The following is an 18,257-nucleotide window of genomic DNA, read 5'->3' on the forward strand; positions in this document are numbered from 1 at the left end:
CCGAGCCGCCTCATACAAGACGACCCCCGCAGCCACCCCGGCGTTCAGCGACTCCGCACCACCCGGCATCGGAATCCGCACCCGGAAGTCGCAGGACCCCTCTCGACCGCCACCCTCGCACGCTGCGCGGCTTCGAGCGGCCGCGCCGGCCTCCGACCGGCGAGCTCCGCCCACCACGCCGACCGCGGTCAGGCCCTCCGCCGAGCCGCCTCATACAAGACGACCCCCGCAGCCACCCCGGCGTTCAGCGACTCCGCACCACCCGGCATCGGAATCCGCACCCGGAAGTCGCAGGTCTCGCCGACGAGCCGGGACAGGCCCTTGCCCTCGCTGCCGACCACGATCACGAGGGGGCCCCCCAGGGCCGCCAGCTCACCGATCTCGTGCTCACCGTCGGCGGCGAGGCCGACGACCACGATGCCCTGCTTCTTGTACGCCTCCAGGGCGCGCGTCAGGTTGGTGGCGCGGGCGACGGGCGTACGGGCGGCGGTGCCGGCGGACGTCTTCCAGGCGCCGGCGGTCATGCCGGCCGCGCGCCGCTCGGGCACGACGACGCCGTGGCCGCCGAAGGCGGAGACGGAGCGTACGACGGCGCCGAGGTTGCGCGGGTCGGTCACGCCGTCGAGGGCGACGATCAGCGGGTCCTCGCCGTCGTCGTAGGCGGCGCTCGCCAGGTCCTCGGGGTGGGCGTACTCGTACGGCGGGACCTGGAGGACGAGCCCCTGGTGGTTGAGGCCGTTGGTCATGCGGTCGAGCTCGGGGCGGGGGGCCTCCATGAGGTTGATCCCGCCGCGCTCGGCGGCCAGTTGGAGGGCCTCGCGGACACGCTCGTCGTTGTCGATGAACTGCTGGACGTAGAGCGTGGAGGCGGGAACGCCCTCGCGCAGCGCCTCGACGACCGGGTTGCGGCCCACGACCAGTTCGGACGACGACCTGCCGCCGCGGCCGCGCGGCACGGGACGGCGCTGCGCCTGCTTGGCCTGGGCGGTCGCGATGCGGTTCTTCTTGTGCCCCTTGCGCATCTCGGCGGGCGGGGTCGGGCCCTTGCCCTCCAGGCCCTTGCGCCGCTGGCCGCCACTGCCGACCTGCGCGCCCTTCTTGCCGGACATGCGGCGGTTGTTGGCTGCCATGACCTACCTGTCTGCTCTCAAAAGGGTGAAGCGTGCGTTCGTACGTCTATGAAGTGTGCCGCCCGGACGGCCGGGCGGCACAATCGATCTTCTGATCAGCTGCGCGCTCAGCGCGGGCCGAGGCTCCAGCGGGGACCCTGCGGGCCGTCCTCGATGGCCAGACCCGACTGGTTGAGCTGGTCGCGGATGGCGTCCGCGGTGGCCCAGTCCTTGCGGCCGCGAGCCGCCTCGCGCTGGTCGAGGACCAGGCGTACGAGGCTGTCGACGACGCCGTGCAGATCGTCGCCGCGGTCGGTCTCACCGGCCCACTGCTCATCGAGCGGGTCGAGCCCCAGGACGCCGAGCATGGCGCGCACCTCGGCGAGGCGGGCCACGGCGGCTTCCTTGTCGTCGGCGGCGAGGGCGGAGTTCCCCTGCCGGACCGTGGTGTGCACGACGGCGAGGGCCTGCGGCACGCCCAGGTCGTCGTCCATCGCCTCGGCGAAGGCGGGCGGCACCTCGGCGGACGGCTCGACGGGACCGGCCTTCTCCACCACGCGCTGCACGAAGCCCTCGATCCGCGCGAACGCCGACTCGGCCTCGCGCAGCGACTCCTCGCTGTACTCGATCATCGAGCGGTAGTGCGGGGTGCCGAGGTAGTAGCGCAGCACGATCGGGCGCCAGGTCTTGACCATCTCGGAGACGAGGACGCTGTTGCCCAGCGACTTCGACATCTTGTCGCCCGCCATGGTCACCCAGGCGTTGTGCACCCAGTACTGCGCGAAGTCGTCGCCGTAGGCCTTGGCCTGGGCGATCTCGTTCTCGTGGTGCGGGAAGATCAGGTCGAGGCCGCCGCCGTGGATGTCGAAGGCGGTGCCCAGGTACTTGTGCGCCATGGCCGAGCACTCCAGGTGCCAGCCGGGACGGCCGCGGCCCCACGGCGTCGCCCAGGTCGGCTCTCCCGGCTTGGCCGACTTCCACATGGCGAAGTCGCGCGCGTCGCGCTTGCCGGTCTCGCCGGTGCCCGAGGGCTGCTGGAGGTTGTCGAGTTCCTGCCGCGACAGCTCCAGGTAGCCCGGGAAGGAGCGCACGTCGAAGTAGACGTTGCCGTCGGCCTCGTACGCGTGTCCGCGCTCGATGAGGCCCTGCATCATCTCGACCATCTCGGTGACATGGCCGGTCGCCCGCGGTTCGTACGTCGGCGGGAGGCAGCCGAGCGCGGTGTAACCGTCGTTGAACGCGCGCTCGTTCTCGTAACCGATCGACCACCAGGGGCGGTTCTGCTCGGCCGCCTTCGCGATGATCTTGTCGTCGATGTCCGTGACGTTCCTGATGAACGTCACGTCATAGCCGCGGTATTCGAACCAGCGGCGCATGATGTCGAAGTTGAGGCCCGACCGGATGTGCCCGATGTGCGGGGCCGCCTGCACGGTGGCACCACAGAGGTAGATCGAGACACAACCCGGTGTGAGCGGGGCGAAGTCACGGATCTGCCGGGCGTTGGTGTCGTACAGGCGAATGGTCACCACTCCAGGGTAGTGGGCGCAGGGCAGTGCCTTGCGCCCCTTCCGCTCAAGGGGGACGGTTTCGTGACGTTCACCCCCGGTCGGCCCGCACCACCAGTGCCGTCGCGATCGCCATCAGGCCCTCATCGCGGCCCGGGAAGCCGAGCCCGTCCGTCGTGGCGCCCGATACCGACACCGGTGCTCCGGCCGCCTCGGACAGCAGCTTCTGCGCCTCGTCGCGGCGCTTGCCGATCTTCGGGCGGGGGCCGACCACCTGTACGGCGATGTTGCCGATGCGGAAGCCCGCCTCGCGGACGATGCGCGCGGCCTCCGTGAGGAGGGTGGTGCCGGAGGCGCCCGACCACTCGGGGCGTCCGGTGCCGAAGTGCTGTCCCAGGTCACCGAGGCCGGCGGCGGAGAAGAGCGCGTTGCACGCGGCGTGCGCGACGACGTCCGCGTCGGAGTGGCCGGCCAGCCCGGGGCCCTCGCCCTCCCACTTCAGGCCCGCACACCACAGCTCGCGGCCCTCCTCGAAGGCGTGGATGTCGGTGCCGATGCCGACCTGGGGCAGCGGCCCTTCGAAGGAGTCAGAAGCCATCGTTCAGCCTCCGGCGGGCCAGGACCGCCTCTGCCAGCACCAGGTCCAGCGGACGCGTGACCTTGAAGGCCTCCTCGTGGCCGGGTACGGCCACTACCTGCAGGCCCAGCTGCTCGATCATGCCGGCGTCGTCGGTGACGTTGTCGGTCACGGTCTCGTGGGCGTGGACGAGCGCGGCCCGTTCGAAGCCCTGGGGGGTCTGCACGGCGCGGAGGCGGGAGCGCTCCGGGGTGGCCACCACCGGCTCCGGCTCACCCGGTGCCGCCGCCGGCTCGACCTCCTTGACGGTGTCGGCGAGGGGCAGCGCGGGCACGACGGCCGGCGCACCTTCCCGTACGGCCTCGATCACCGCGTCCACCGTGTCCACCGGAACCAGCGGCCGTGCCGCGTCGTGCACCAGCACGATGTCGTAGTCGGGCGGCAGGGCGTCGAGGCCGAGTTTCACGGACTCCTGGCGCGAGTCGCCGCCCGGGACGACGAGGAAGTCGGTCCGCTCCGGCAGCGCATGGGCGTCGAGAAGCGACTTGACCTCGGGCGCGCCGTCGGGCGGCGCCACGACGACGACCAGGGAGACCGCGCGGGATGCGGCCATGGCGCGCACGGCATGGATGAGCATGGGGGTGCCGCCCAGCGCACGGAGCGCCTTGGGGGCGCCCGGACCGAGGCGTACGCCCCGTCCGGCGGCCGGAATCACCGCAGCTGTACGGGTTCCGGCGGGCGAAGGACGCGAATCGTCAGACATCGGTTCCTGTCAGGTTTGTGTGCTGGCCTTGCGTGGGTATGGCCTGGGAAGTGCCGGGCGCGACACCTTGACCGGACCCTTCCGTGACACCGGTCGAGCCAGCTGCCCGGGCCCGGCACGCCAAGTATCGCGGGGGAACCTCCCCGGCAGTGACGAGGTACGCAAGGCGCCTGGATATGAACATGCCGCAGCGCCCGGCGACAGGAAATACGTCATCGGGCACCGCGGCATTTCAATGTACTGAGTGCTGAAGCGGGCTTGCGCCTGCTGTCAGGTTCAGGACGCGAGAACCTCGTCGAGCAGAGCCTCGGCCTTGTCCTCGTTCGTGTTCTCCGCGAGGGCGAGCTCGCTCACCAGGATCTGGCGGGCCTTGGCGAGCATCCGCTTCTCACCCGCGGACAGTCCGCGCTCGCGCTCACGACGCCACAGGTCACGCACCACTTCCGCGACCTTGATGACATCGCCGGAGGCGAGCTTCTCCAGGTTTGCCTTGTAACGACGGGACCAGTTCGTGGGCTCCTCGGCATACGGCGCGCGCAGCACCTCGAAGACCCGGTCCAGCCCGTCCTGACCGACCACATCACGTACGCCGACGAACTCCGCATTGTCCGCTGGCACACGCACCGTCAGGTCACCCTGGGCGACCTTCAGCACCAAGTAGGTCTTGTCCACGCCTTTGATCTGGCGAGTTTCGATGGCCTCGATCAGCGCGGCCCCGTGATGGGGATAGACCACGGTGTCGCCAACCTTGAACGTCATGTGACAGGTACCCCTTCCGTGGCTATCCAGAGTAACACGGAAACCGCGGGTTCTGAATGGCGTTTTCGCAGGTCAGGGCATATCTCGGGGCTTGACAACAGCAACAGGAACGTGCTGCGCGGGCCCGGCGGAAGAAGGTATTCGCAGGTCGGAGCGGCTCTCCGGGGGAGGTGAAACCCGTGCGTTACACACATCCGGAGGCCCCTCCAAGGGGATGAACGTCCGCATATGTCCGGTTCCAAGTGTGCGACTTCCGCTACTCCGTTCGGTGTCATGAGTCGCTTCCGCGTCGATTCCGGAATTGATCACGGGCACTCGACTACGTGGCCTGTTGTTCCGTGGCTTGTTCCGTGTCGTGATCAATTCCGGGGGCGGCCGCGCATTCCTTCACGGAAATTTTGCGCCCCGCCGGACGGGGTATGCCGGAGGGACTTATGTGAATGTCGGACGGGCGTGGCTACCCCCTGTGGACTACTCCCTGGTGAGCCATGCCGGGCCAGAGGGAGGGTCGGGTGCGGCGACTCGGGGACGGCTCGGTAACCTAAGGCCGCTGACAGACACTTAGGGCGGCTTTACCGGTCGCCACGCTCGAGTCAAGGAGTTGCCGCCGCCGTGAGCAGCAGCCTTCGACGCGGCGCCCTCGCCGCCGCCGCCATTGCGTTCTCGATCGCCTCGCTCGCCGCGTGCGGCGCGGGCGGCGACGCCCAGACGCTGCAGGTCAAGCCGGACAACGCGGCAGCCAAGGTCGGGTACCTCAAGGTCCAGAACGTCAACATCATCACCCAGCCCGACCTCCAGTCGACGGGCCCCGCCGTGATCACCGCGACCCTCTTCAACAACGGCAGCACCGCGCAGACGCTGGACTCGATCACGCTGCCCGGCACCGGCAAGACCGCCGAGCTCAAGCCCGCCAAGGGCAAGGGCCCGCTGACCGTCCCGGCCCACGGGTCCCTGGTGATCGGTGGCAAGGGCAACGCCGCTGCCTCCCTGCCCAGCAGCCGCGAGGCCGTGCAGGACGGCAACGCGCAGGAGGTCACCTTCACCTTCAGCCAGACCGGCGCGGTGAGCCTGCGGGCCTTCGTGGTGCCGTCCGAGAGCTACTTCACCAAGTGGGGTCCGAGCGAGGTCCCGACGGGCACCCCCGCCACCAGCCCCACCCCGTCCAAGAGCACGACGGCGTCGCCGAACCCGTCCGCCTCGGCGTCGAAGCCGGCCACCTCGGCCACTCCGACCGACGCGGCCTCCGCGAGCGTCTCGCCGTCGAAGCCGGCCGCCAGGCACTGAGCACCGGTACGACGAAGGGCGGGACCTCCTGGAGAGGTCCCGCCCTTCGTCGTAAGGCCCGGTGGACGGCCCACGGCTCGAACTTGCACTCGAGGCCACGAACCGTCACCAGGTACCGCGGCGCCCGGATCAGGCTCGATCTTGGATCCGGCTCACGCGGCAGCAGCATGTCGGACACGGCGAGATACCGCGCCGGACTCCGTCCGGCCCGCATGGAACCGCCCCTCGACGCACGCGCCTGTCAGGGCTCGAACTTGTAACCCAGGCCACGAACCGTCACCAGGTACCGCGGCGCGCCCGGATCCGGCTCGATCTTCGCGCGCAGGCGCTTGACGTGGACGTCGAGGGTCTTGGTGTCGCCGACGTAGTCGGCGCCCCAGACGCGGTCGATGAGCTGCATGCGGGTCAGGACGCGGCCGGCGTTGCGCAGGAGCATTTCCAGGAGGTCGAACTCCTTGAGGGGGAGGTCGACCTTGGAGCCGGAGACCGTGACCACATGGCGGTCCACGTCCATACGGACCGGGCCGGCCTCCAGGGCGGCCGGGGTGACCTCCTCGGGCTCGCCGCGGCGGCGCAGGACGGCCCGGATGCGGGCGACCAGCTCACGCGAGGAGAACGGCTTGGTGACATAGTCGTCGGCTCCTATCTCCAGGCCGACCACCTTGTCGATCTCGCTGTCCTTGGCGGTCACCATGATGACGGGGACATTGGAGCGGCCGCGCAGCTGACGGCACACCTCGGTGCCCGGCAGCCCGGGCAGCATCAGGTCGAGGAGGACGAGGTCGGCGCCGTTGCGCTCGAACTCGTCGAGTCCGTCGGGGCCCGTGGTCGCCACTGCGACCTCGAAGCCCTCCTTGCGGAGCATGTACGACAGGGCGTCGGAGAAGGACTCCTCGTCCTCGACGACAAGCACTCGGGTCACGGAAGGACCTCCGGGGCGGGAAGCGGTTCGTACGGGGATGACTGGGGGGTGTTTCGGTCGGCCTCGTCGTCGAGATCGTCCGGGTCGGGGTGGTGGTGCGCGCGGTCGCGGGCAACCCCCGCCTCCGGCAGCCTCAGGGTGAACGTGGAGCCCTGACCCTCGGAGCTCCACACCGTGACCTCCCCGCCGTGCGAGGCGGCCACGTGCTTGACGATCGCGAGTCCCAGACCCGTGCCGCCGGTGGCACGGGAGCGGGCGGGGTCCACGCGGTAGAAGCGCTCGAAGATGCGCTCCTTGTCCTTGTCGGAGATGCCGATGCCCTGATCGGTCACGGCGACCTCGATGTGGTCACCGCCGGGTGCGGTCACCCGACGGGCGGCTATGCCCACGCGGGTGCGGGCGGGCGAGTAGTTGACGGCGTTCTCGACAAGGTTGCCCAGGGCGGCGGCCAGTTGACCCCTGTTGCCCCAGACGTGCAGGTCGGCGGTGCCGCCGGCGGCCATGGTGATCTGCTTGGTGCCGGCCTGGTGGCGGCAGCGGTCGATGGCCTCGGCGACCAGTTCGTCCACCCGGACGGGTTCGGCGTCCTCAAGAGGGTCGTCGTTCTGCACCCGGGAGAGGTCGATGAGTTCCTGCACCAGGCTGGTGAGCCGGGTGGCCTCGATCTGCATCCGGCCGGCGAAGCGCTCCACCGCCTCCGGGTCGTCCGAGGCGTCCATGACGGCCTCGGAGAGCAGGGAGAGAGCGCCGACCGGGGTCTTCAGCTCGTGGCTCACGTTGGCGACGAAGTCGCGTCGGACCGCCTCGATGCGGCGGGCCTCGGTGAGGTCCTCGACCAGCAGGAGCACCAGCCGGGAGCCGAGCGGGGCCACGCGCGCGGAGACGGCGAGCGCCTCGCCGCCCCGCCCTGTGCCCCGCCGCGGCAGGTCCAGTTCGACCTGGCGTATCTCCCCGTCCCGCCGGGTGTCCCGGGCCATCTGCAGCATCGGTTCCACGGAGAGCCTGCCGCCGCGGACCAGGCCCAGGGCGTACGCCGCGGAGCTGGCCTTGACGACCGCGTCGGCCTCGTCGAGGACGACGGCCGAGGAGCGGAGCACGGACAGGACGGTGTCCACGCCCGGCGGAAGCACCGGGTCCGTGTGCAGGGATGTGCGGGTGGGGCGGTTCTGCTCCCGCTCGCTCCAGCGGAACGCCAGCACGGCGATCACGCCGGTGAGCACCCCGGCGATCGCTGCCGCTGCGGCGACCGCCGCGTTCACGTCCATGCAAACAGGTTAGGCATGGGGTACGACATCCCCACAGCCGTCGAGGTGCGAGCTCGAACACTCGTCGCCCAGAGTTCACCTTGGAGCCAGTGATGGTTCATTTGGGATGACGGAAACGGACGCGTGCGGGCCGGAACGTGGGAGCGTGGGGTGCGAAGCGCCGTTTTTGAACGGTCGGTTTTCGGCCGTCGGACGCACGAGCCCCTGCCCCCGGCAGCCCCGAAGGACACGTAAGAGAGGGATCCCTGATGCGGGACGCGTACCACGAGGAACTGGATTCGATCGGCGACGGTCTGGTGGAGATGGCCCGGCTGGTCGGGTCGGCGATCGGGCGCGCCACGACCGCCATCCTCGACTCCGACCTCAAGCTGGCCGAGAACGTCATCGAGGCCGACAAGAAGGTCGACGAGCTCCAGCACGACCTCGAGGCCCGGGCCATAGCCCTGCTGGCCCGCCAGCAGCCGGTGGCCACGGATCTCCGTATCGTCGTCACCTCGCTCCGTATGTCGGCCGACCTGGAGCGTTCGGGCGACCTGGCGCAGCATGTCGCGAAGCTCGCCCGCCTCCGCTTCCCGGAGCGAGCGATCCCGCACGACCTGCACGCGACCATCCTGGAGATGGGCCAGCTCGCGCAGCGCCTGATGGCGAAGGCGGCCGAGGTGATCATCACCAAGGACGTCGACCTGGCGCTCCAGCTGGAGCAGGACGACGACGAGATGGACCTGCTGCACCGCACCCTCTTCCAGCACCTGCTGGACGACCGCTGGCAGCACGGCATCGAGACGGCGGTGGACGTCACCCTCCTCGGCCGCTACTACGAGCGGTACGCCGACCACGCGGTGGCCGTCGCCAAGCGCGTGGTGTTCCTGGTGACGGGTGAGCACGCGGACGAGCTGCAGGCCGACGTCCAGCCGGAGATCAAGCCGGTGGGCGGGGGCGACGGGGCGTAAAGCCAAGGGATCCCGGGGGGCGTGAACCCCGGCGGCGGGGCGTATGGACGCCACAGTGCGCCGTTGATGCGCCCAGCACAGCGGGCATGCAATGGGCACAGGCACCAGCCTCTAGGCCTCCAGGAGGACCCATGGCCGAAGCCCCGACCACGCCCGACCCGACGCAGGAGCGCGAGACGGACCAGCCCGCCGAGATCAAGAGCCTCCCGCTCTTCGGCGCGTGCGGCTGCGGCTCGGGCTGCGGCTGCGGGTGCCAGTCGGGTAATCCCTGTCAGTGCGGCTGACCGCTCCGGTTGATTTCCTACGACTCGTACGACGGTGAAGGGCCCCGGTGACTGTGCCGGGGCCCTTCGTCATGGGCGCCGAGGTCGCCCCGGGCTTCCTGCGAGCGCAGCGGGAGCAGACGGGTCACACGGCGGACGAGGTGCATGCGGTGCCGCTGTCGGTCTGACGACACGCACGCGGTCTGCGAACGGCCCCCTGCCTGCGCCGAGTACGCGGGCAGGGGGCCGGGACCGCAGGGGGCGCACCCGGTGGAAGGAGCGGCTCATTCGCCCTTCTGGGTGAACAGGGCGACCAGGTCGGCGATGTCGGCCTCGGAATCGATTCCGGGTATCTCGCCGCCTTCGAAGGTGGCGGCCTCGGCGCTGCGGGGGAACATGGCCTGCTCGTACTCGGCGAGCGCGACCTCGGTGTCGTCCGGGTGCGCGGCCAGGGCCTTGCCGAGTTCGGCGCCGTCGAGCATGGCGAGGTTGGCGCCCTCGCCGTTGGGGGTCGCGAGATGCGCTGCGTCGCCGAGAAGGGTCACGCCCGGCACCCGGTCCCAGCGGTGCCCGGTCGGCAGGGCGTACAGAGAACGCAGGACCGGCGCGGTGTCGCTGTCGGTGATCAGCCCGGTGAGCTCCGGTGCCCAGCCCTCGAACTCCGCCGCGATCCGTGCCGTCGCCGCGGCGGCGTCGGTGAAGTCGATCGCGGCGAACCAGTCCAGCGGCTTCGACAGCGCCACGTATATGTGCAGGGTGCCGCCGCTCTCCCGGTGGGCGAAGATGTCCCTGCCCGGCGAGGGCGCGATCATCATCCCGCCGCCGACCGCCTTCGCGGCGGCGGGATGCCGGGTGTCGGCCTCGTGCAGACAGGTCTCGACGAACGACGTGCCGGTGTACGTGGGCGTGGCGTCGGAGAGCAACGGCCGGACCCGCGACCATGCGCCGTCCGCGCCGACCAACAGGCCGGTGACGAGGGTGGTGCCGTCGGCGAAGGTCACCTCGTGGCGCCCCTCGCCGAGGACACGCGTGCTGCTGACCTTGTGGCCCCACCGGATGGTGCCCGCCGGGAGCGAGTCGATCAGCATCTGCCGCAGCTCGCCACGCATCGCCTCGGGGCGTCCGCCGTTGCCGTCGTCGTCCTTGTCGAGCAGGACGGTCCCGTCCGGGTCGAGGATCCGTATCGCCTCGCGGCCCTCCAGGACGATGGCGCGGAACTCGTCCATCAGACCGGCGGCCTGGAGGGCGAGCTGCCCGTTGTGGTCGTGGATGTCGAGCATCCCGCCCTGTGCGCGGGCCGACGGGGAGGCCTCCGCCTCGTGGACGGTGGCCGGGATGCCGTGGACGTGCAGAACGCGGGCGAGCGTGAGTCCGCCGAGTCCGGCGCCGATGATCGTGACAGGTGTGTGCATGGTGGCTCCTCAGGGATTCGGGCCGCCCGGCGAACTCCGGCCGGCCCCCGTCCCTGGAAGGTGTCAGTCCCCGCCGACGAGCCGCCTACATCGACCCGACAGCCACCGGCGACTCGCCTACATCCACCCGACAGCGACCGGACTGGCCCAGAAAATCGAACACGTGCTTGAATTCGGCCATGCGACCGTTCCCCGACGACCTCGCCCAGGCGCAGCAGGACTGGAGCGCCACCTACCGCCGGCTCGCGGAGCACCCCGGCCGCACCGAGCTGCGCCGACGCCTGCACCAGCTGTCGGCCCAGCTGTACTTCCATCCCTACTGGCAGCGCCGGCGCCCGAGCCCCGCAGCCTGGTGGGAACTGCGTGACCTGGGACGGTCACACGGAAACCCCAGTGAGCGGCTTCCTCGATGACACGCTGGAATGCAGGCCCGGACGTCCCGGATGATCCTGAAGGCATGGCCGGACCGATTCGCGTCATCGTGCATCCCCCGTCGCCCACGGGAGGCCGCCGCGTGCGCGTGGACGGCGAGATCCTCGGGCTGGCGTACAACGTGAGGGATGTCGCGGAGTTCCTCCGCCGGGCCGGTCTGGAGATCGATCCGGCGGACGTGGCTCAGACGCCGTGGATCGACTGGCGAGGGGTGGGGCCGGAGCGCTGGGGTCCGGAGACGTGACGGAAGCGCGACGGGATCTTGTGCACCGCCCTTGTCCCGCCGACGGCCGTCAGAAGTCGTACGGCTTCTTGGTGCTCCAGTTCAGCACGTCGGCCTCGTTCCAGCTGAACTGCGGCTTCTGGCCCTTCATGACGACGGAGTAGTAGGGGCCGTCGTGACCGTCCGCGCCCCGCAGCGCGATGGCGAGCGACTGCGCCGTGTGGTTCTTCGAGCCGTAGTCGAAGAGGTTGACCGCGCTGTACGCCTTGGCTCCGGGCTGGAGCGTGATGTGCTTGTCGCCGCCCGGGTTGTCCTTCTTCGAGTGCGGCAATGCGATGTTGTGGACGTTCCAGTCGAGCACCACGGCCGGGTACGAGGTGACCCAGCAGGGCTTGCTGCCCTCGTTCACCGCGGTGATCAGCAGGTGGTCGCCCTGCTGACCCGCGAACCGGTGCACGGCGGTGATCAGCATCTCGTCTCCACGGCAGGGCCGGGCGCCGGCCGTCGCGCCCTTGCTCGCGGCCTCGCCGGTACCGCCGGAGACGGTCGCCGGGCGTGCGCCCTTCTTGGTGTCACTGCTGCTGGCCTGCTCCGCGCTGCCCTTGCCGTCCGTGTTGGACGCGGACAGGTTCTGCGCGGCACCAGCGGCGTGGTCGCCGCCCGCCGCCTTCGAGCCGTCGGCGCCACCACAGGCGGTCAGGCCCAACGCCAGCGCGCCGGTGACGGCGGCCAGGGCGGCGGAACGGGCGATACGGCGCGTACGGTGCGTGGTCATGATGAAAGCTCCCCCATGGTCTGCTGTTTCGTTGCACCCCATGAGATGACGCCCCCACAGGCGTCGTTCAGTCGGTTCTGTCCGCATTCGGTAACAGCAACTGCGCCCAGCCACAAAGGAGTTCAGAACCGGCTGACGGCCCAGCGGCCCCGGCACAGCAACAAGCCCCCTACCCGCAGCGCAACCGCAGGCAGGGGGCTCGATCAGTACGGCTTACTTCTTCTTGCCCTGGTTCTTGACCGCCTCGATGGCCGCCGCGGCCGCCTCCGGGTCGAGGTACTTGCCGCCGGCGGTGACCGGCTTGAAGTCGGCGTCGAGCTCGTAGTAGAGCGGGATGCCGGTCGGGATGTTCAGGCCCGCGATGTCCGCGTCCGAGATGCCGTCCAGGTGCTTGACCAGGGCGCGCAGGCTGTTGCCGTGGGCGGCGACGAGGACCGTGCGGCCGGCCAGGAGGTCCGGGACGATGCCGTCGTACCAGTACGGGAGCATGCGGACGACGACGTCCTTCAGGCACTCCGTGCGGGGGCGCAGCTCCGGCGGGATCGACGCGTAGCGCGGGTCGTCCGACTGGGAGAACTCCGTGCCGTCCTCAAGGGGCGGAGGCGGGGTGTCGTAGGAGCGGCGCCACAGCATGAACTGCTCCTCGCCGAACTCCGCGAGGGTCTGCGCCTTGTCCTTGCCCTGGAGGGCGCCGTAGTGGCGCTCGTTCAGGCGCCAGCTGCGGTGGACCGGGATCCAGTGGCGGTCCGCGGACTCCAGCGCGAGCTGCGCCGTGCGGATCGCGCGCTTCTGGAGGGACGTGTGGACCACGTCGGGGAGAAGGTCGGCGTCCTTCAGGAGCTCGCCACCGCGGACTGCCTCCTTCTCGCCCTTCTCGTTGAGGTTCACGTCCACCCAGCCGGTGAACAGGTTCTTCGCGTTCCACTCGCTCTCGCCGTGGCGGAGGAGGATCAGCTTGTACGGTGCGTCGGCCATGTCCCAGAGCGTAATCCACGCATTCGGGCCACAGGAGGCCCGCCCAGCAAGCGGACAGTTGACGGCATCTGTTAATTGAGTGGCCCGGCCCCTCGGCTCGTGCGTAAGTTGTGCCTGCTGTCCGCGCCACTTACGTCCATGGGGGATCTCGATGTCAGTCGCCGGTCTGAGACGCGCCGCCCGGGAGACCGTCTCCGGTCTGCCCCGCGAGTTCTGGTGGTTGTGGACCAGCACCCTCGTCAACCGGCTCGGGGCCTTCGTCGCCACCTTCATGGCTCTGTACCTGACGATCGACCGCGGCTACTCCGCCTCCTACGCCGGTCTGGTCGCGTCCCTGCACGGGCTCGGCGGGGTCGTCTCCTCGCTCGCGGGCGGAGTCATGGCCGACCGGCTCGGGCGGCGGCCCACCCTGCTGATCGCCCAGTCGTCGACCGCCGTCTCCGTCGCGCTCCTCGGGTTCGTGCACGATCCCGTCGCCATCGCCGCCGTCGCGTTCCTGGTCGGCATGGCGTCCAACGCCTCCCGGCCCGCCGTCCAGGCGATGATGGCCGACATCGTGCGGCCCGAGGACCGGGTGCGGGCCTTCTCCCTCAACTACTGGGCCATCAACCTCGGGTTCGCCGTCTCCTCCATGGCCGCCGGGTTCATCGCCGAGTTCAGCTATCTCGCCGGGTTCCTGATCGAGGCCGGGATGACGGCCGTCTGCGCGGTCGTGGTCTTCCTGAAGCTGCCCGAGTCACGGCCGGTCGCCGGCGTCGCCAAGGGGGCCCGGGAGGACGCCGTCGGTCTCGGTACCGTCGTCCGCGACAAGCGGTACATGGGGGTCGTCGGGCTGTCGTTCCTGGTCGCGCTCGTCTTTCAGCAGGGGTCAGTCGGGTTGCCCGTCGCGATGGGAGAGGCCGGGTTCACGCCCGCCGACTACGGCATGGCCATCGCCGTCAACGGCGTGCTGATCGTCGCGCTGCAGATCCCCGTCACCCGGTTCATCGAGCGCCGGGACCCCCGGCGGCTGCTCGTCGTCTCGTCCCTGCTGGCCGGGTGCGGCTTCGGGCTCACCGCCTTCGCCGGGTCGGTCGGCGTCTTCGCGCTGACTGTGTGCGTGTGGACTCTGGGCGAGATGGTCAACGCGCCGACGCAGACCGGGTTGGTCGTCCGGCTGTCGCCTGTGCACGGGCGGGGGCGCTACCAGGGCGTGTACACGCTGTCGTGGTCCCTCGCCGCGCTGGTCGCTCCGCTGATGTCCGGGGTTGTGATCGACCGGTTCGGCGCGGAGTGGTTGTGGGGCCTGTGCGCCGTCGTCGGCACGGCGGCCGCCGTTGGGTACGGCGCTCTTATGCGGCGGATTCCGGCGGCGGAGCCGACGGCAAAGGTTCCGGCCGCCGCCGGGGCGGAAGTCCCGGCGGGGTAGGCGCCTGCCACGCGGGCTCGGGTCAGACTTCGGAGGCGTACGTCACGAAGTCGGCCCAGGCCTGCGGGGCCAGGGCGAGCTGGGGGCCCGCGCCTGGGGTGTGCTTGGAGTCGCGGACGTGGATGGTGCGGGGCGCTACCGCGATCTCGACGCAGGAGTCGCCTTCACTGCTGCTGCTGTAGCTGCTCTTGAACCAGGCCAGCTCGGAGGCCGAGGTGGTGCGGATCATGTTTCCCCCAGCAGTTGCTCGATGAAGGCCGTCGACTCACGTGGTGTGAGCGCCTGAGCCCGGATGATGCCATACCGCAGTTCAAGGATACGGAGGTGCTTGGGTTCGGAGACCGGGCGACCGTTGGCCACTGCGGGCGAACGCCCCACGGCCGAGCCGTCCTCGAACTTCAGCACCTCAATACCACCGGCCAGTCCAGCGTGCTCCTCGTGGTCCATTGGCATCACTTGAAGCTCGACTTTCCGCAACTTCCCTGTCTCCAACAGGTGTTCAAGCTGGTTGTGCAGCGCCGCCCTCCCGCCGAGCGGACGACGCAGCGTCCACTCCTCCAGGACGAAGCTGACCTCGGGCGCCGGGTCCCGCTCGAAGAGCGCCTTCCGCGCCACGCGCGCGGCGATGAACCGCTCCACCTCGTCCACGGTGTACGCAGGGCGCCGCATGAGGAGCAGCCCGCGTGCGTACTCCGGCGTCTGCAACAGCCCGTGGATGTTGAGCGGGTCGTAGAGCTGAAGCTCGACCGCCTTGGCCTCCATGGCGGCCAAGTCCCGCACCTTCTTCGGGTACCGGACCTTCTTCACGTCCTCCCAGGTGGCGGAAATCAGCCCACCCGCCCCCAGCACCTCGTCCGCCGTGTCCAGATACTGCTGGCGCGGAATCCGCCTCCCTGCCTCGATCTTGTAGACCATGTCGTCGCCGTACCCGACCGCCGCCCCGAACTCGGGCACCCGCAGCCCCACCGCCTCCCGCCGCAGCCTCAACTGCCGTCCCACGGTGGCGATGACGGCCACGCCCCACTCGTCGTCCGGGTCCACCTCCCAACCCGGCTCGTCCGCCTCGGTCCTGAGCCGTACCGCCTCGCCGTCCACCGACATCCCGCACCCCTCCGTCGTACGACCGTGCCGCGACGCCCCTACCCGTACGCACCGCCCCGACAGCTTGGGACACCCTGGACAAGCCGTGGACAGTCGCTCTACGCAACCGCGTCGTCACTGTTCACGGTAAACAGATGCGGCCACGCTGAGTGATGTGAATCAAGAAACCGCCGCCTCCATCCGCAACTTCAGCGTCCTGCTGTCCCCGACGCCCCGCGGAGCTCGCCTCGCCCGCCTTCTGGCCACCGAGCAACTCCGCTCCTGGGAGCTGCCGTTGGACCCGGCGGTGCACATCGTGGCCGAGCTGGCGGCGAACGCGGCGACACACGGCCGCGTACCGGGACGGGACTTCCGGCTCACGCTCTACGTGGTCGGCGGCACCCTGCGCATCGAGGTCACCGACACGCGCGGTGACCGGCCCCCGTGCGCCCAACTCCCCTCCGCGGACGCCGAGTCGGGCCGAGGGCTCGTGCTCGTCGACGCGCTGGCCGACCGTTGGGGCGCCGCACCGGGGCCGTACCCGCGCAAGACCGTCTGGGCCGAAGTCGCCCTCCCGGAACCGGTATCGGCACCGGAACCCGGCCGCCCGTGCTGCGGTGCGACGGGCGCTCTTCTTCTGTGCTCACCCTGCAACCACTGGTCGCGGGTCCGCACAACATGCCCGTGATCACCGACCCGGCCGAGGTCGACAAGGACCTCGCACCCGCCACACTGTCCGCGATCACTCACGGCAAGAACCCCATCATCGAACTCATCTCACGGGGGCTGGGCGAGCTGCCCTCCGCCGCGCTTTGGAGGAAACTCGTGGCTGTGGACCTCTCCTTCTACAAGTCGCCCCTCTTCGAAGAAGTCCGGGAAGAAGCCAGGGCCCAAGGCATGGCCCAAGGCATGGCCGAGAGCCGGGCCAAGGACATCCTGCGGCTCCTGGACCGTCGCGGCATCGACGTCACGGATACCGACCGTGAGCGCATCAGGGGCTGTGACGACCTGGATGTCCTGGGCCGTTGGTTCGACCGCGCCATCACCGCCACGTCCGCCGAAGCGATCTTCACGGAGGGAGACGTCTGAGACCTGGTGAAGTGAGCTGGGAGGATCCCCCCGCCCCGCAACGAGAACATCAAGGCGCGGGGCAGGGAATCAAGCAACACCCGGCACTCAGGGCGCGGAAGCCTAGTTGAAAGTCCCCTCGAACTTGCCGAAGTCGGGGTCGCCCTTGACGTGGCCCACGTCGCTGGTCGACCAGTCGTCGGGGCCGTCGGCGAGGGCCTGGGCCGCGCCTGAGAGCAGGACTGTCCCGGCGAGCGCGATGGCGGCCAGCAGGGCACGTGCACGCATGAGCGTCTCCTTCGGTAGGTGTGTGCTTGCCGGAGGTATGCCGCCCAGCCGCCGTGCGGGAAGCGCCACGTGCGCACAAGGCACCCGCATGGGCGTACGAGAAGACATGACAAAGCCCCCCACCTGCGGTTGTCCGCCGATGGAGGGCTTGTCGCCGTGGCTGTCGACCGGTGCCGGCGCTGTCAGGTCGCCGGCCGGTGGTCAGAAGCTGGCGCTCAGGCCGACCTGGTGCGGGAGGGCGCCGAGGGTGCCGCCGAGGCTGCCGAGGGCCGTCGCCTTGAGCGAGTCGAGCTCGGCCAGGGCGTCGGCGCTGCTGAGCGTCGTGGAGCCGGCGGTGAGGGAGACCTGCGGCGCCAGACCGCCGGAGACGGCGTCGAGGTCGGCGTCGGAGATCTCGGCGGTCTGAACCTGGGGAGCGGAGTTCATGGTGAAACTGCCCTTCGCATGGGTGTGCCAGAGGGGGGAGCGGCCCCGCGGGGGACAGAAGACGGGGCTCGGTTCGCAGGATCAAACCACGGAGCGTGCCCGGCATCCAGTGCGAAGGCCCCCGGAGCTGGGCAGTTGAAACGGCCTGCGGCCGAAGCGTGTGGGGATGCACACGAATTGGGGGCAGCTTCTCTACACCGAGCGCCGGACACGAAGCCGACAGGCGTTGCCCCGGCTGCCGCGAACAGGACAACTCCACATCAACAGAACTCCTTCGCGTCGAGTATGCGCACGGTTGCGCATTCACTGTGCAGATTCGGTCACGGATGCATCCGCGCACCTTTCAGCACCTTGTCCACAGCGTTCTTCGGGCCGTGGACCGCCATCCCCACCAGGTCCAGATCGCCGGTTCCCACGGCTCGTACCGCCGCCCGGTTGTCGCGGTCGTTGCCCGTGGCGAACAGGTCGGACGTGAACAGCGACCGTGGCAGGGCCCGGGACAGCGCCCGCGCGTGGGCCGCCGTCAGCGTCTCCTTCGTACCCTCGAAGACCAGTACCGGCTGGCGGAACATCGGCAGGTACCGGACGCCGTCCGCGTCCTCGTACGGCTCGCCGATCACCTCGGGAACCGCCGTCCCCAGGCCGCTGACCAGGAACGCGGTCACGTTCAGCCGCTGCCAGGGCTCCAGGTCCTCCCGCAGCAGAACGGCGATCTTGGTGTCGAAGCGCATCGGTTCAGTGCTCATGCACCGAGACTGCCGACCGTCGTACGA

Annotated in this window: 22 protein-coding genes and 1 pseudogene; 7 read left to right on the forward strand and 16 right to left on the reverse strand. The window is 69.9% G+C overall.

The genetic code is table 11. The annotated features are described in order from the left end of the window. From AB0N07_RS08250 to AB0N07_RS08275, 6 genes and pseudogenes are all read right to left on the reverse strand, one after another. Positions 1 to 96 (reverse strand): annotated as a pseudogene (locus AB0N07_RS08250) (TrmH family RNA methyltransferase); the annotation flags it as partial. Positions 97 to 188: 92 nt separating this feature from the next. Beyond that, positions 189 to 1,130, reverse strand: coding sequence for a 23S rRNA (guanosine(2251)-2'-O)-methyltransferase RlmB (gene rlmB, locus AB0N07_RS08255; protein WP_365833359.1), 942 nt, complete (start codon positions 1,128 to 1,130; stop codon positions 189 to 191). 107 nt (positions 1,131 to 1,237) lie between these two features. Next, complete coding sequence (gene cysS, locus AB0N07_RS08260) at positions 1,238 to 2,635, reverse strand: cysteine--tRNA ligase (RefSeq protein WP_365833361.1); 1,398 nt, start codon at positions 2,633 to 2,635, stop codon at positions 1,238 to 1,240. Positions 2,636 to 2,705: 70 nt separating this feature from the next. Next, positions 2,706 to 3,212 (reverse strand): 2-C-methyl-D-erythritol 2,4-cyclodiphosphate synthase, encoded by a 507-nt coding sequence (ispF, locus tag AB0N07_RS08265; protein ID WP_365833363.1) that lies wholly within the window; start codon positions 3,210 to 3,212, stop codon positions 2,706 to 2,708. Beyond that, positions 3,202 to 3,954 carry a 2-C-methyl-D-erythritol 4-phosphate cytidylyltransferase gene (ispD, locus tag AB0N07_RS08270; RefSeq protein WP_365833365.1) on the reverse strand — a complete coding sequence of 251 codons (753 nt, stop codon included), beginning with the start codon at positions 3,952 to 3,954 and terminating at the stop codon, positions 3,202 to 3,204. Before ispD ends, ispF begins: the two co-directional genes overlap by 11 nt. Positions 3,955 to 4,230: 276 nt before the next feature. Continuing rightward, positions 4,231 to 4,713, reverse strand: coding sequence for a CarD family transcriptional regulator (locus AB0N07_RS08275; RefSeq protein ID WP_003953493.1), 483 nt, complete (start codon positions 4,711 to 4,713; stop codon positions 4,231 to 4,233). A gap of 612 nt (positions 4,714 to 5,325) precedes the next feature. Between AB0N07_RS08275 and AB0N07_RS08280 the strand changes: the two genes are divergently transcribed. Further along, on the forward strand, positions 5,326 to 5,997 hold the full coding sequence (locus AB0N07_RS08280) for a DUF461 domain-containing protein (protein ID WP_365833367.1): 672 nt from the start codon (positions 5,326 to 5,328) through the stop codon (positions 5,995 to 5,997). A gap of 241 nt (positions 5,998 to 6,238) precedes the next feature. Here the strand turns inward: AB0N07_RS08280 and AB0N07_RS08285 are convergent, their stop codons facing one another. Both AB0N07_RS08285 and AB0N07_RS08290 read right to left on the reverse strand, forming a co-directional pair. Then, positions 6,239 to 6,919 carry a response regulator transcription factor gene (locus tag AB0N07_RS08285; RefSeq protein WP_015659563.1) on the reverse strand — a complete coding sequence of 227 codons (681 nt, stop codon included), beginning with the start codon at positions 6,917 to 6,919 and terminating at the stop codon, positions 6,239 to 6,241. Further along, positions 6,916 to 8,184, reverse strand: a complete 1,269-nt coding sequence (locus AB0N07_RS08290) for an ATP-binding protein (RefSeq protein ID WP_365833369.1) — start codon at positions 8,182 to 8,184, stop codon at positions 6,916 to 6,918. Before AB0N07_RS08290 ends, AB0N07_RS08285 begins: the two co-directional genes overlap by 4 nt. Positions 8,185 to 8,432: 248 nt before the next feature. On the opposite strand from AB0N07_RS08290, the gene phoU reads away from it, so the two are divergent. Further along, positions 8,433 to 9,134, forward strand: a complete 702-nt coding sequence (phoU, locus tag AB0N07_RS08295; RefSeq protein ID WP_365833371.1) for a phosphate signaling complex protein PhoU — start codon at positions 8,433 to 8,435, stop codon at positions 9,132 to 9,134. 547 nt (positions 9,135 to 9,681) lie between these two features. Here the strand turns inward: phoU and AB0N07_RS08300 are convergent. Next, complete coding sequence (locus AB0N07_RS08300; protein ID WP_365833373.1) at positions 9,682 to 10,809, reverse strand: NAD(P)/FAD-dependent oxidoreductase; 1,128 nt, start codon at positions 10,807 to 10,809, stop codon at positions 9,682 to 9,684. Between the two features lie 179 nt (positions 10,810 to 10,988). Between AB0N07_RS08300 and AB0N07_RS08305 the strand changes: the two genes are divergently transcribed. Both AB0N07_RS08305 and AB0N07_RS08310 read left to right on the forward strand, forming a co-directional pair. Beyond that, positions 10,989 to 11,222 (forward strand): hypothetical protein, encoded by a 234-nt coding sequence (locus tag AB0N07_RS08305; protein WP_365833375.1) that lies wholly within the window; start codon positions 10,989 to 10,991, stop codon positions 11,220 to 11,222. A 44-nt stretch (positions 11,223 to 11,266) separates the two neighbouring features. Further along, positions 11,267 to 11,485: a hypothetical protein gene (locus AB0N07_RS08310; protein WP_365833377.1), complete on the forward strand. Its 219-nt coding sequence runs from the start codon at positions 11,267 to 11,269 to the stop codon at positions 11,483 to 11,485. 49 nt (positions 11,486 to 11,534) lie between these two features. Here AB0N07_RS08310 and AB0N07_RS08315 read toward each other — a convergent pair whose 3' ends face one another. Then, a complete protein-coding gene (locus tag AB0N07_RS08315; protein WP_365833379.1) occupies positions 11,535 to 12,239 on the reverse strand; it encodes a DUF4232 domain-containing protein in 705 nt (234 codons plus the stop codon). Positions 12,240 to 12,452: 213 nt separating this feature from the next. After that, the gene (locus AB0N07_RS08320) at positions 12,453 to 13,214 is read right to left on the reverse strand and encodes a phosphoglyceromutase (RefSeq protein WP_365833381.1); all 762 of its coding nucleotides are present in this window, start codon (positions 13,212 to 13,214) and stop codon (positions 12,453 to 12,455) included. A gap of 151 nt (positions 13,215 to 13,365) precedes the next feature. Between AB0N07_RS08320 and AB0N07_RS08325 the strand changes: the two genes are divergently transcribed. Further along, on the forward strand, positions 13,366 to 14,622 hold the full coding sequence (locus AB0N07_RS08325) for an MFS transporter (protein WP_365833383.1): 1,257 nt from the start codon (positions 13,366 to 13,368) through the stop codon (positions 14,620 to 14,622). Between the two features lie 22 nt (positions 14,623 to 14,644). Here AB0N07_RS08325 and AB0N07_RS08330 read toward each other — a convergent pair whose 3' ends face one another. Together AB0N07_RS08330 and AB0N07_RS08335 are read right to left on the reverse strand one after the other, a co-directional pair. After that, complete coding sequence (locus AB0N07_RS08330; protein WP_365833385.1) at positions 14,645 to 14,851, reverse strand: DUF397 domain-containing protein; 207 nt, start codon at positions 14,849 to 14,851, stop codon at positions 14,645 to 14,647. Beyond that, entirely contained in the window at positions 14,848 to 15,723 is an 876-nt protein-coding gene (locus AB0N07_RS08335) for a helix-turn-helix transcriptional regulator (RefSeq protein WP_365833387.1), read from the reverse strand. Before AB0N07_RS08335 ends, AB0N07_RS08330 begins: the two co-directional genes overlap by 4 nt. Positions 15,724 to 15,877: 154 nt before the next feature. On the opposite strand from AB0N07_RS08335, the gene AB0N07_RS08340 reads away from it, so the two are divergent. Together AB0N07_RS08340 and AB0N07_RS08345 are read left to right on the forward strand one after the other, a co-directional pair. After that, complete coding sequence (locus AB0N07_RS08340) at positions 15,878 to 16,390, forward strand: ATP-binding protein (RefSeq protein ID WP_365833389.1); 513 nt, start codon at positions 15,878 to 15,880, stop codon at positions 16,388 to 16,390. Beyond that, on the forward strand, positions 16,381 to 16,791 hold the full coding sequence (locus tag AB0N07_RS08345; protein WP_365833391.1) for a hypothetical protein: 411 nt from the start codon (positions 16,381 to 16,383) through the stop codon (positions 16,789 to 16,791). The genes AB0N07_RS08340 and AB0N07_RS08345 overlap by 10 nt, the downstream gene beginning before the upstream one ends. Positions 16,792 to 16,893: 102 nt before the next feature. On the opposite strand, the gene AB0N07_RS08350 is transcribed toward AB0N07_RS08345, so the two are convergent. The 3 genes from AB0N07_RS08350 to AB0N07_RS08360 form a co-directional block, all read right to left on the reverse strand. Beyond that, on the reverse strand, positions 16,894 to 17,058 hold the full coding sequence (locus AB0N07_RS08350; protein ID WP_365833393.1) for a hypothetical protein: 165 nt from the start codon (positions 17,056 to 17,058) through the stop codon (positions 16,894 to 16,896). A 201-nt stretch (positions 17,059 to 17,259) separates the two neighbouring features. Further along, the gene (locus AB0N07_RS08355) at positions 17,260 to 17,484 is read right to left on the reverse strand and encodes a hypothetical protein (protein ID WP_365833395.1); all 225 of its coding nucleotides are present in this window, start codon (positions 17,482 to 17,484) and stop codon (positions 17,260 to 17,262) included. Positions 17,485 to 17,804: 320 nt separating this feature from the next. After that, positions 17,805 to 18,230 carry a DUF2000 domain-containing protein gene (locus tag AB0N07_RS08360; protein WP_365833397.1) on the reverse strand — a complete coding sequence of 142 codons (426 nt, stop codon included), beginning with the start codon at positions 18,228 to 18,230 and terminating at the stop codon, positions 17,805 to 17,807. Between the last annotated feature and the right edge of the window lie 27 nt (positions 18,231 to 18,257).

The sequence above is a fragment of the Streptomyces sp. NPDC051172 genome (genome assembly GCF_040682555.1).
Taxonomy (GTDB): Bacteria; Actinomycetota; Actinomycetes; order Streptomycetales; family Streptomycetaceae; genus Streptomyces.

Excerpts from the sequence above, each read along its gene's own strand:
- rlmB (WP_365833359.1), bottom strand. The coding sequence starts at position 1,130 with ATGGCAGCCAACAACCGCCGCATGTCCGGCAAGAAGGGCGCGCAGGTC.
- ispF (WP_365833363.1), bottom strand. The coding sequence starts at position 3,212 with ATGGCTTCTGACTCCTTCGAAGGGCCGCTGCCCCAGGTCGGCATCGGC.
- ispD (WP_365833365.1), bottom strand. The coding sequence starts at position 3,954 with ATGTCTGACGATTCGCGTCCTTCGCCCGCCGGAACCCGTACAGCTGCG.
- AB0N07_RS08275 (WP_003953493.1), bottom strand. The coding sequence starts at position 4,713 with ATGACGTTCAAGGTTGGCGACACCGTGGTCTATCCCCATCACGGGGCC.
- AB0N07_RS08290 (WP_365833369.1), bottom strand. The coding sequence starts at position 8,184 with ATGGACGTGAACGCGGCGGTCGCCGCAGCGGCAGCGATCGCCGGGGTG.
- phoU (WP_365833371.1), top strand. The coding sequence starts at position 8,433 with ATGCGGGACGCGTACCACGAGGAACTGGATTCGATCGGCGACGGTCTG.
- AB0N07_RS08300 (WP_365833373.1), bottom strand. The coding sequence starts at position 10,809 with ATGCACACACCTGTCACGATCATCGGCGCCGGACTCGGCGGACTCACG.
- AB0N07_RS08305 (WP_365833375.1), top strand. The coding sequence starts at position 10,989 with ATGCGACCGTTCCCCGACGACCTCGCCCAGGCGCAGCAGGACTGGAGC.
- AB0N07_RS08310 (WP_365833377.1), top strand. The coding sequence starts at position 11,267 with ATGGCCGGACCGATTCGCGTCATCGTGCATCCCCCGTCGCCCACGGGA.
- AB0N07_RS08315 (WP_365833379.1), bottom strand. The coding sequence starts at position 12,239 with ATGACCACGCACCGTACGCGCCGTATCGCCCGTTCCGCCGCCCTGGCC.
- AB0N07_RS08320 (WP_365833381.1), bottom strand. The coding sequence starts at position 13,214 with ATGGCCGACGCACCGTACAAGCTGATCCTCCTCCGCCACGGCGAGAGC.
- AB0N07_RS08325 (WP_365833383.1), top strand. The coding sequence starts at position 13,366 with ATGTCAGTCGCCGGTCTGAGACGCGCCGCCCGGGAGACCGTCTCCGGT.
- AB0N07_RS08330 (WP_365833385.1), bottom strand. The coding sequence starts at position 14,851 with ATGATCCGCACCACCTCGGCCTCCGAGCTGGCCTGGTTCAAGAGCAGC.
- AB0N07_RS08335 (WP_365833387.1), bottom strand. The coding sequence starts at position 15,723 with ATGTCGGTGGACGGCGAGGCGGTACGGCTCAGGACCGAGGCGGACGAG.
- AB0N07_RS08345 (WP_365833391.1), top strand. The coding sequence starts at position 16,381 with ATGCCCGTGATCACCGACCCGGCCGAGGTCGACAAGGACCTCGCACCC.
- AB0N07_RS08350 (WP_365833393.1), bottom strand. The coding sequence starts at position 17,058 with ATGCGTGCACGTGCCCTGCTGGCCGCCATCGCGCTCGCCGGGACAGTC.
- AB0N07_RS08355 (WP_365833395.1), bottom strand. The coding sequence starts at position 17,484 with ATGAACTCCGCTCCCCAGGTTCAGACCGCCGAGATCTCCGACGCCGAC.
- AB0N07_RS08360 (WP_365833397.1), bottom strand. The coding sequence starts at position 18,230 with ATGAGCACTGAACCGATGCGCTTCGACACCAAGATCGCCGTTCTGCTG.